At 69.8% G+C, this 8,867-nt stretch carries 11 protein-coding genes; 3 read left to right on the plus strand and 8 right to left on the minus strand.

Annotation, left to right across the window (positions count from 1 at the left end; translation table 11 throughout):
- Positions 1 to 2: 2 nt before the first annotated feature.
- From ACF1AL_RS23785 to ACF1AL_RS23805, 5 genes are all read right to left on the minus strand, one after another.
- On the minus strand, positions 3 to 743 hold the full coding sequence (locus ACF1AL_RS23785) for a class E sortase (protein ID WP_391701036.1): 741 nt from the start codon (positions 741 to 743) through the stop codon (positions 3 to 5).
- Between the two features lie 11 nt (positions 744 to 754).
- Complete coding sequence (locus ACF1AL_RS23790; RefSeq protein WP_391827266.1) at positions 755 to 1,840, minus strand: class E sortase; 1,086 nt, start codon at positions 1,838 to 1,840, stop codon at positions 755 to 757.
- Entirely contained in the window at positions 1,837 to 2,475 is a 639-nt protein-coding gene (locus tag ACF1AL_RS23795; protein WP_366835241.1) for an aminodeoxychorismate/anthranilate synthase component II, read from the minus strand. The genes ACF1AL_RS23790 and ACF1AL_RS23795 overlap by 4 nt, the downstream gene beginning before the upstream one ends.
- Positions 2,472 to 2,633 (minus strand): hypothetical protein, encoded by a 162-nt coding sequence (locus ACF1AL_RS23800; protein WP_366835240.1) that lies wholly within the window; start codon positions 2,631 to 2,633, stop codon positions 2,472 to 2,474. Before ACF1AL_RS23800 ends, ACF1AL_RS23795 begins: the two co-directional genes overlap by 4 nt.
- 164 nt (positions 2,634 to 2,797) lie before the next feature.
- Complete coding sequence (locus tag ACF1AL_RS23805; protein WP_366835239.1) at positions 2,798 to 3,580, minus strand: DUF881 domain-containing protein; 783 nt, start codon at positions 3,578 to 3,580, stop codon at positions 2,798 to 2,800.
- A gap of 141 nt (positions 3,581 to 3,721) precedes the next feature.
- Here ACF1AL_RS23805 and crgA point away from each other — a divergent pair, with 141 nt between their 5' ends.
- Positions 3,722 to 3,976 carry a cell division protein CrgA gene (gene crgA / locus ACF1AL_RS23810; protein ID WP_366835238.1) on the plus strand — a complete coding sequence of 85 codons (255 nt, stop codon included), beginning with the start codon at positions 3,722 to 3,724 and terminating at the stop codon, positions 3,974 to 3,976.
- A 268-nt stretch (positions 3,977 to 4,244) separates the two neighbouring features.
- Here the strand turns inward: crgA and ACF1AL_RS23815 are convergent, their stop codons facing one another.
- Positions 4,245 to 5,144 (minus strand): rhomboid family intramembrane serine protease, encoded by a 900-nt coding sequence (locus ACF1AL_RS23815; RefSeq protein ID WP_386584581.1) that lies wholly within the window; start codon positions 5,142 to 5,144, stop codon positions 4,245 to 4,247.
- Positions 5,145 to 5,330: 186 nt separating this feature from the next.
- On the minus strand, positions 5,331 to 5,864 hold the full coding sequence (locus ACF1AL_RS23820) for a peptidylprolyl isomerase (protein ID WP_386911339.1): 534 nt from the start codon (positions 5,862 to 5,864) through the stop codon (positions 5,331 to 5,333).
- 310 nt (positions 5,865 to 6,174) lie between these two features.
- Here ACF1AL_RS23820 and ACF1AL_RS23825 point away from each other — a divergent pair, with 310 nt between their 5' ends.
- On the plus strand, positions 6,175 to 6,888 hold the full coding sequence (locus ACF1AL_RS23825) for a DUF5324 family protein (RefSeq protein ID WP_366835235.1): 714 nt from the start codon (positions 6,175 to 6,177) through the stop codon (positions 6,886 to 6,888).
- Positions 6,889 to 7,262: 374 nt separating this feature from the next.
- Here ACF1AL_RS23825 and ACF1AL_RS23830 read toward each other — a convergent pair whose 3' ends face one another.
- The gene (locus ACF1AL_RS23830; RefSeq protein WP_366835234.1) at positions 7,263 to 7,853 is read right to left on the minus strand and encodes a TetR family transcriptional regulator; all 591 of its coding nucleotides are present in this window, start codon (positions 7,851 to 7,853) and stop codon (positions 7,263 to 7,265) included.
- 144 nt (positions 7,854 to 7,997) lie between these two features.
- On the opposite strand from ACF1AL_RS23830, the gene ACF1AL_RS23835 reads away from it, so the two are divergent.
- A complete protein-coding gene (locus tag ACF1AL_RS23835; RefSeq protein ID WP_366835233.1) occupies positions 7,998 to 8,711 on the plus strand; it encodes an ATP-binding protein in 714 nt (237 codons plus the stop codon).
- The last annotated feature ends 156 nt before the right edge of the window (positions 8,712 to 8,867 follow it).

The following is an 8,867-nucleotide window of genomic DNA, read 5'->3' on the forward strand; positions in this document are numbered from 1 at the left end:
TCTCAGCCCGCCAGTTCCTTCGGTGGGGTGCGGGCGTTGTCGACCTTGTCGACGCGGACCAGTTCGCCCCACACGACGTAGCGGTAGCGGGAGGTGTAGACGGGGGTGCAGGTCGTCAGGGTGATGTAGTGGCCCGGCTTGGCCTTGCCGGACTCCTTGGGGACCTGGGCGAGGACGTCCACGTTGTACTTCGACGTCTCGGGGAGGACGGAGTACACCTTGTAGACGTACCACTTGTCCTTCGTCTCGAAGACGATCGGGTCGCCCTTCCTCAGCTTGTCGATGTTGTGGAACTTCGCGCCGTGACCGTCGCGGTGCGCGGCGAGGGTGAAGTTGCCGTCCTTGCCGGTCATCGGCAGGGTGGCCGCGATCGGCTCGGTGTAGTAGCCGGCGACGCCGTCGTTGAGGACGCCCGTGCCGGTGCCCTTCTCGACCAGCACCTCGCCGTTCCTCATCGCGGGCACGTGCAGGAAGCCGATGCCGTCCTTGGTGTCCAGCGCGCCGGGCCCGGTGTCCTGCTGCGCCCAGTGCTCGCGGACCTTGTCGGCCTGGCGCCCGGCCGCCCGGTCGGCGACGACGTTCGTCCACCACAGCGAGTAGACGACGAACAGGCCGAGCACCAGGCCCGCCGTGATGAGGAGCTCACCGAAGACGCTCACCGCCATGGCGATCCGGCCGGTGCCCCGGCGACGCCCCTGTGGTGCGGGGGAAGACGTCCCGGTGTCCTCTGCGGTCGCTGCCACTGTCCCTAGCCCTAACTGACGAGCGCATCCGGCTTGCCCTTGCTGCGCGGCCGTTCCTCGACCATCTTGCCCCAGACGATCAGCCGGTACTTGCTCGTGAACTCCGGCGTGCATGTCGTGAGCGTGATGTACCGGCCCGGGCCGGTGAAGCCCGAGCCCGGCGGGACGGGATCGAGCACGCTGGTGTTGCCGGGCGACGTCACCGGCAGCATCGACGTCATCTTGTACACGTAGTAGGTGTCCTGCGTCTCGACGACGACCTCGTCGCCGGGCTTGAGCCGGTTGATGTACCGGAAGGGCTCGCCGTGCGTGTTGCGGTGGCCCGCCAGCCCGAAGTTGCCCGTCTTGTCGCCGGGCATCGCGGTCTTCAGGGGGGCCTCGCCGTAGTGGCCGACCATGCCCTTGTCGAGCACCCGCTTGGTGCTGACGCCCTCCGCGATCGGCACCACCACGTCCAGCTCGGGGATGTGCAGGATGGCGAAGCCCTGGCCCGGCTCGAAGACGCCCGGGTTGCGTTTGCCGTCGGCCCAGTCCTGCTGGAGGCTGTTCGCCTCCCGGCCGGCCTGGGCGTGGGCGCGCACGTTCGTCCACCACAGCTGGTAGGTGACGAACAGCAGCATCAGCACGCCGGTCGTGATGAACAGCTCGCCGATCACCCGGCTCGCGACGACGGCCGGGCTGGGCTTGCGGGCCCGGGCGAGCCGGCGCGCCTCGACGCGGGAACGGGGGACGGCGGGCGGATCGTCGTCCGCGGCGCCCTGCGCGGTGTCCTGCCCGGTCGCCCCGGAGCCGTGCCGGCCCCCGCGACGCCGCTTGGCGGCCTTTCTGCGGGCCGCTCGGCCGCCCGGTGTGACTGGGGTGGTCCCCGAGGCGGAGGGGCCGTCAGAGGCGGCTATGGGCCCGGAGCCGGGGAGAGGTGGCACCCGCAGCGCCATCGTCTCGTCGTCGGCCGGCGGCCCCTGAGGAGCGGACGACTGCGCCGCATACCCTTCGTCCGCGTACGTCCCGTCCTGCGCCCCGTACGACGCCGTGCCGTAGGACTCGTACGGGCTCGCGCCGCCGTACGAGTCCTCACGCTCGGGGCGCAGCGCGGTCACGCCGTGGCCCTGCCCACCACCGGGGCGAGCCCCGCAGACCTCGCCACCGCGCCTTGGTCGCCGCACTCGGCCAGCCAGTTGGCCAGCATCCGGTGCCCGTGCTCGGTCAGCACCGACTCCGGGTGGAACTGCACACCTTCGACGGGCAGTTCGCGGTGACGCAGGCCCATGATGATGCCGTCCTGGGTACGGGCCGTGACCTCCAGCGCGTCCGGCACCGTCTGCGGCTCGGCCGCCAGCGAGTGGTAGCGGGTCGCCGTGAACGGGGAGGGCAGCCCGGCGAAGACGCCCCGGCCCTCGTGCTCGACCAGCGAGGTCTTGCCGTGCAGCAGCTCGGGCGCCCGGTCCACCACACCGCCGTAGGCCACCTGCATCGACTGCATGCCCAGGCACACCCCGAACACGGGGACACCGGTCGCGGCGCAGTGGCGGACCATCTCGATGCAGACGCCGGCCTCCTCCGGCTTGCCCGGGCCCGGCGACAGCAGCACGCCGTCGAAGCCGTCCTGGGCGTGGGAGGTCGCCACCTCGTCGTTGCGCAGCACCTCGCACTCGGCGCCCAGCTGGTAGAGGTACTGGACCAGGTTGAAGACGAAGCTGTCGTAGTTGTCGACGACGAGAATGCGCGCGCTCACTGGTTGTCCACCGTCACATCGTTGAAGGGAAGCAGCGGTTCGGCCCACGGGAAGACGTACTGGAACAGGACGTAGACCACGGCCAGGACAAGCACGATCGAGATCAGCGCCCTCACCCACGCGTTGCCCGGCAGATGCCGCCAGATCCAGCCGTACATGCCGTCCCTTCCGTTTCACACGGCACCGTCACTCACGCCGTACCGGCACCAGACTAACGGCGCGGCGCTCCCGGATCCCGTGCCTCCGCAAGGTCCCTGCGCGAGGCGTCCCGGACGTGGCCGGTTTCACGTGAAACGACGCCCGGCGCGCCCCGGAAGGTGTCCTACGGCTCGACGGGCTGGGCGTAGTGCAGGTCCACCGTGCCCGAGTAGCCGGGGAGCGTCACCGTTCCGTCCTCGGTGACCTTCCAGCCCAGCCCGTAGACGTTCACGTACACCATGTAGTTCTGGATCGCCGGGGAGGCCGCGAGCGCCTTCTGCAGCTTCTCCGGATCCCCGACCGCGGTGATCTTGTATGGCGGCGAGTAGACGCGGCCCTGGAGGATCAGGGTGTTGCCCACGCAGCGCACGGCGCTGGTGGAGATCAGCCGCTGGTCCATGACCTTGATGCCCTGGGCACCGCCCTGCCACAGGGCGTTCACCACCGCCTGCAGGTCCTGCTGGTGGATCACCAGGTAGTCCGGCTGCGGTTCGGGATAGCCAGGCAGCTTCGCGGTGGCGTTGGGCGGGGCGTCGTTCAGCGTGACCGTGATCGCCTTGCCGGTGACCTTCTGGGTGCCCGCCTTCTTCTCCAGCCCGGCGAGTTTGTCGTCGTCCGCCTTGCTGCTGCCGTCGTCCCGCTCGGCCAGCGCCTCGACGTCCCCGCGCAGGGCGGCGTTGGCGTCGTCCAGTTCCTTGTTCTTGCGGCTGCGTTCCTGGATCAGGTCGGACAGCTTCAGCAAGGACGTGTCCGTCCGGATATTGGTGCCCTTGGCCGTATTGAAGCTGGTGAGGAAAAGCAGACCGGCCAGGGCGAAGACGGCGACCGTGAGGAGGCGGACGGGCCGGAAACGGGGTCCGCGGGCAGGGCTGGATCCCGTCTGGGGAGAGTCGGCAGAATTGCTCAACGTACCCTTATCTCCTTCGGCGCCGCGGAAGCACTACGCTAACGGACGCCCGGGGGAGCGCTCAGTGTCCCCAGTTACGCTGCCCCGAGCCCGACCCAGATCCCTGCGCGGCCACGCAGCGCATCGACAGGAGAGACCCTCGTGCCGAAGTCACGTATCCGCAAGAAGGCCGACTACACGCCGCCGCCGGCGAAGCAGGCAGCCAACATCAAGCTGGGCAACCGCGGCTGGGTCGCCCCGGTCATGCTCGCGATGTTCCTGATCGGCCTGGCCTGGATCGTCGTCTTCTACGTGACCGACGGGTCGCTGCCGATCGACAGCCTGGACAACTGGAACATCGTGGTCGGCTTCGGCTTCATCGCCGCCGGATTCGGCGTCTCCACCCAGTGGAAGTAGCGGTCACGGACCGGTGAAGCGGGCTTTGCCCACGGCTATCCGCTGAGTTATCCACAGGCTTAGATTTATCCACAGCCGGCCTGGGGAAAAGAAACGACGATCTGTGGATAACCTCCGGCGGATTGACGCCGGTACGACTGACACACGATCGGCCGTACGTGTGTTCGCCCCCTGCCTGACCTGCGGAAACGCAGGCCGGTGACAGGGGGCACACCTGTGCTGGCACACTGTGCACAAGATCGGCCACTGGTTGTGGACAACCGGTCGCTCAGGTGAGCTGAGCCGTTCTCACCAGGGCCATCCCGATCACCACGGCGAGCACCACCGCGCTGGTGCCGTACTGCACCAGCGCCCGCCGCTCGCGGGGCGCGTGCAGCATGGCGTATCCGACGACGACGCCGGCGACCAGCCCGCCGATATGGGCCTGCCAGGCGATGTTGAAGCCCGAGTAGAAGGTGATCACCAGGTTGATCGCCAGCAGGGCGAGCACCGGCCGCATGTCGTAGTTGAGGCGGCGCATCAGCACCGCCGTCGCGCCGAACAGCCCGAAGATCGCGCCGGAGGCGCCGAGGGAGGGCTGGTTGGGCTCGGCGACCAGATAGGTGAGCGCGCTGCCGGCCAACCCCGAGACGAAGAACAGCGTGAGATAGCGGGCCCGGCCGAGGGCGGCCTCCAGGGGAGCGCCGATCCACCACAGGCTGAGCATGTTGAACAGCAGATGGACATAGCTGCCGTGCAGGAACATCGCCGTCAGCAGCCGGTACCACTGCCCCTCGGCGACGCCCTGCACGGAGCCGAGCCCGGGGACGTAGGCCTGTCCGAGCAGGAAGAAGCGCTCCTCGAAGGCGGCGCCGGCGGCCTTCTGGGCGAGGAAGGCGGCGAGGCAGATCCCGATCAGGATCTTGGTGACCAGACGGGGGTCCGCGGCGACCGTGCCGCCGGCGAGCGTGCGGGGGCGGGTCGCCGCCGTGGCCGCGCGGCCCTCCCGGCCGGAGGTGCCCCGCGCACAGTCCGGGCACTGGAAACCGACCGAGGCGTCGACCATGCAGTCCGGGCAGATCGGCCGCTCGCAGCGGGTGCAGCGGATGCCGGTCTCCCGGTCGGGGTGGCGGTAGCAGGAGGGCAGGCCGCTGCGCGCGTCCTGCGGGCTGCTCGGCGCCTGGTCCATGAGATCCCCTCGGTCGTCGGTACACGTCCGGTGCCACTCGGGTGCAGAAGGAACCGCCCTGCTCATCCTTACGGACGAGCAGGGCGATTGGTTCCCTTGGGGAGCTACTCGGACGTTCGGCGCGTCCCGCTCACCCGGCCGCGGGCAGGCCCCCGGCCGTGCGGCCCGGACGGGCCGGTGCGGCGCTCAGCCCTCGCGGGTCTCCACGACGACCGACTCGATGACGATGTCCTCCAGCGGACGGTCGGTGCGCGGGTTGGTCTTCGCGGCGGCGATCGCGTCGACCACCTTCTGGCTCGCCTGGTCGGTGACCTCGCCGAAGATGGTGTGCTTGCGGGTCAGCCAGGCCGTCGGGGCGACCGTGATGAAGAACTGCGAGCCGTTGGTGCGCGGGCCGGCGTTGGCCATGGCCAGCAGGTAGGGCCGGTCGAAGCGCAGGTCCGGGTGGAACTCGTCGTCGAACTGGTAGCCCGGGCCACCGGTGCCGTTGCCCAGCGGGTCGCCGCCCTGGATCATGAAGCCGCTGATCACCCGGTGGAAGATCGTCCCGTCGTAGAGCCGGTCCGTGGTCTTCTGGCCGGTCTCGGGGTGGACCCACTCCCGCTCGCCCCGGGCGAGCTCGACGAAGTTCCTGACCGTGGCCGGCGCCTGGTCCTTGAAAAGCCGGACCTGGATGTCGCCGTGGTTGGTCTTCAGGGTGGCGTAGAGCTGCTCAGCCACGATGTGCCTTCCGTTGTCTTTCTGTGACTCCCCGATCCTCGCACGCTCGCCGGGAGGCGTCGCCCCGCAGGCCGGATCCGGGGATTTCGGCCGCATCCGGACGGAGTCGCCCGGGACGGGAGCGCGCCGCGCCGATCCGTGGCATTGTCGGACACGCTCCTGTTGACCCCTGTTCGTCCGCTATTCGCCCGCGATCGCGTTCTTCGGCACCCGGATGCGCGTCCCCGCATGCCGGGAAGTCCGCGGGCAGGCATGATCCGCAAAAGGGTGGAAAGTCGAAATACCGTACGCCACCGAGGAGGAGGAACCCGTGACCCGCATCGACAGCGTGCGCGCCGCGACCGGTTCGGCGAAGGACAGCGTGCTGCACGCCGCGGAAGTGGTGGCGCCCTACGCCGACACGGCCAGGGAGAGGGCCGCGCACTACGCGCACGAGGCACGCGTACGGCTTGCGCCCAAGGTGACGCTGGCCGCCGAGCAGGCCCGCGCCCAGTACGGCGTCCATCTGGCGCCCCGAATCGAGCAGGCCCGCGTGCAGGCCATGACGCATGTGCCGCCGAAGGTGGACCAGGCGGCCCAGGAGGCCGCGCTGCGCACCCGTAAGGCTGCCCGGCAGGCCGCCGAGTACTCCCGGCCGATGATCGAGCAGGCCGTGGCCGCGGCCGGGCCGGTCCGCGACGAGGCGGCCACCCGGGCCGCCGCGGCGCTGGCCGCTCTGCGTGGCCAGGTCACCGCCAAGGAGATCCAGAAGCTGGCTCGCAAGCACCGGCGCCGGGCGAGGGCCGGCAAGGCCGCGAAGGTGCTGGCGGTGGTCGGCGTCGTGGCGGGTGGGGCGTTCGCCGCATGGAAGTGGTGGGACAAGCAGGCCAACCCGGACTGGCTGGTCGAGCCGCCCGCCGCCACCGAAGTACCCGAGTCCGGCCGGCTGACCTCGGTCGACGGCAGCGGCGACGCCGCTCTCGACCCCGAGGTCCAGGTCAAGGAGGCCGAGGAGGAAGCGGCCCGCCGCGACGACGAGAGCTGAGCCCTCGACGCCCCCGACGTGCCACGGGGCAGGCGACCCGGCGTCGCCTGCCCCGTGGCACGTTCGCGTATGCAGGGCCGTCGGGGAAGTCCGTCAGGTAGGGCGTTCGTCGCTTGCCGGAACGGTGGGGGCTCACTACGGTCGATCGTGTTCGTAGAACTTCGAAGTGACCCGGTCGGTCATCGGGGAGTTGACGGTCCGTCGGTGCGTCGGCGGGCGGCTCCCGGCGTCCTCCGGGTCGGTCCATGGGGGAAACATGGGGAGCACATCCGCAGGTCTCGGCCGGCCCGGCCGGGCGGGGGACGCCGGCTGAGTCACGGCCTCTCCTCCCGGTCCGGTCGCGAGGGCCCGGGCACGGGGGAGAGGCCCGTACGTCACGCCTCCTTCGGTGCGGGACCGCTTCCCGCGCCCCGTTCGGCGAAAGCGACGATGAAGTCCTTCAGCGCCGACAGGTCCGCGGCCTCGCCGTCGGACCCCAGACACAGCCGGCTGAGCTGAGGCATCACCATCGGCCAGGCACCGAGTCCGATCAGGGTCAGCAGCAGTCGTCCGCCGTCCTCCTCGGAACAGCCGGCGCCGGCGGCCAGCGCCTTGGCCGCGACCGAGTACCAGGAGGCCCGGCCGTCGGTGTCGGAGGTGCCGAGGTATCCGTCCTGCAGTCCTTCGAACATGAGCAGGCGCAGCAGGGTGGGGTCGCTTCGGTGGTAGTCGAAGACGCGGCCGACGTAGTCGCCGACTGATCCCTCGCCCGGGCGCACTTCCCGGACGAGTTCGCTCATCGCCTCGGCGATCACGGCCTTGAACAGCCCTTCCTTGCTGTGGAAGTGCCCGTAGATGCGTTCCTTGTTGACGCCTGCGCGCTCCGCGATGCGGTTCACGCGTGCTCCGGCGATGCCGTAGCCGCTGAACTCCACTCGCGCGGCGTCCAGCAGTCGCCGCTTGGTCGTTTCGGTGCTTCCAGCCATGTGACCACTGTATTCCTTTTCCCAGCCAACTGGTTGGTTGACAACGATCCATGCACCTGCAACGATCACCAACCAACAGGTTGGATGGCTCTGCCGACGCGGCGGGAGCCCGTCTCACCACCCACCGGAAAGGCCACCAGGCTCGTGAAGATCGCAATCTCAGGCACGTACTCGGCCGGCAAGACCTCGACGGTCATGGCGCTGTCCCGCTACACCGGCATCCCGCGCACCCTGGCCCGCACCATCCGCGAGATCCTCCCCGAGGCGGTCCCCGGCAAGGCCCTGTCGGAGGTCACCCCGGCCGAGTTCCTGCAGCTGATGCTGCGCCGGCACACCGGCCGCGCCGCCGCGGAGGCCGCCCTCGGCGATCACTTCATCTCCGACGGCTCCTCGCTGCAGGAGTGGCTGTACGGGGCCGGCCGCGTCATCCACGGCATGAACCCGAACGCCACCGCGGGCAACGCCGGCGGCCTCGCCGTCGTGGAGGAGGCGGAGATGGCCTTCTTCGCCAAGGTCGTCGACCAGTACGCCATCGCCCTGAAGGCGCACGTGAAGGCCACCTACGACGCCTACGTCCACCTGGAGCACGAGCTGCCCATCGCCGCGGACGGCCACCGGCCGATGAACGAGGGCTTCCGGGCGACGATCGACAAGATGCTGCTGCAGACGCTGGACGAGCTGGAGATCCCGTACCACATCGTCCGCGGCACGATGCCGGAGCGCCTGACGCGGATCTGCGAACTGTTCGACCTCACGCCCGTGATGAGCATGGACGAGGCCCTGGAGCTCTCCCGCCAGGACTACGCCGCCCAGGACTTCCGCCTGGAGACGGAGCGCGTCGCGCCGGCCGCCGCCTGAGCGCCCGAGCCCCCTCGTCAACTCCCCTGCCCCAGGCTCCCCTTCGTCTTTCGGAGTTCTACGTCATGCCCAAGAAGCCGTCCGTCGTCATCGCCTACTACTCCGGCTACGGCCACACCGACGTCCTCGCCCAAGCCGTCGAACGCGGCGCCACCT

Source organism: Streptomyces sp. NPDC014801 (assembly GCF_043082085.1).
GTDB lineage: Bacteria > Actinomycetota > Actinomycetes > Streptomycetales > Streptomycetaceae > Streptomyces.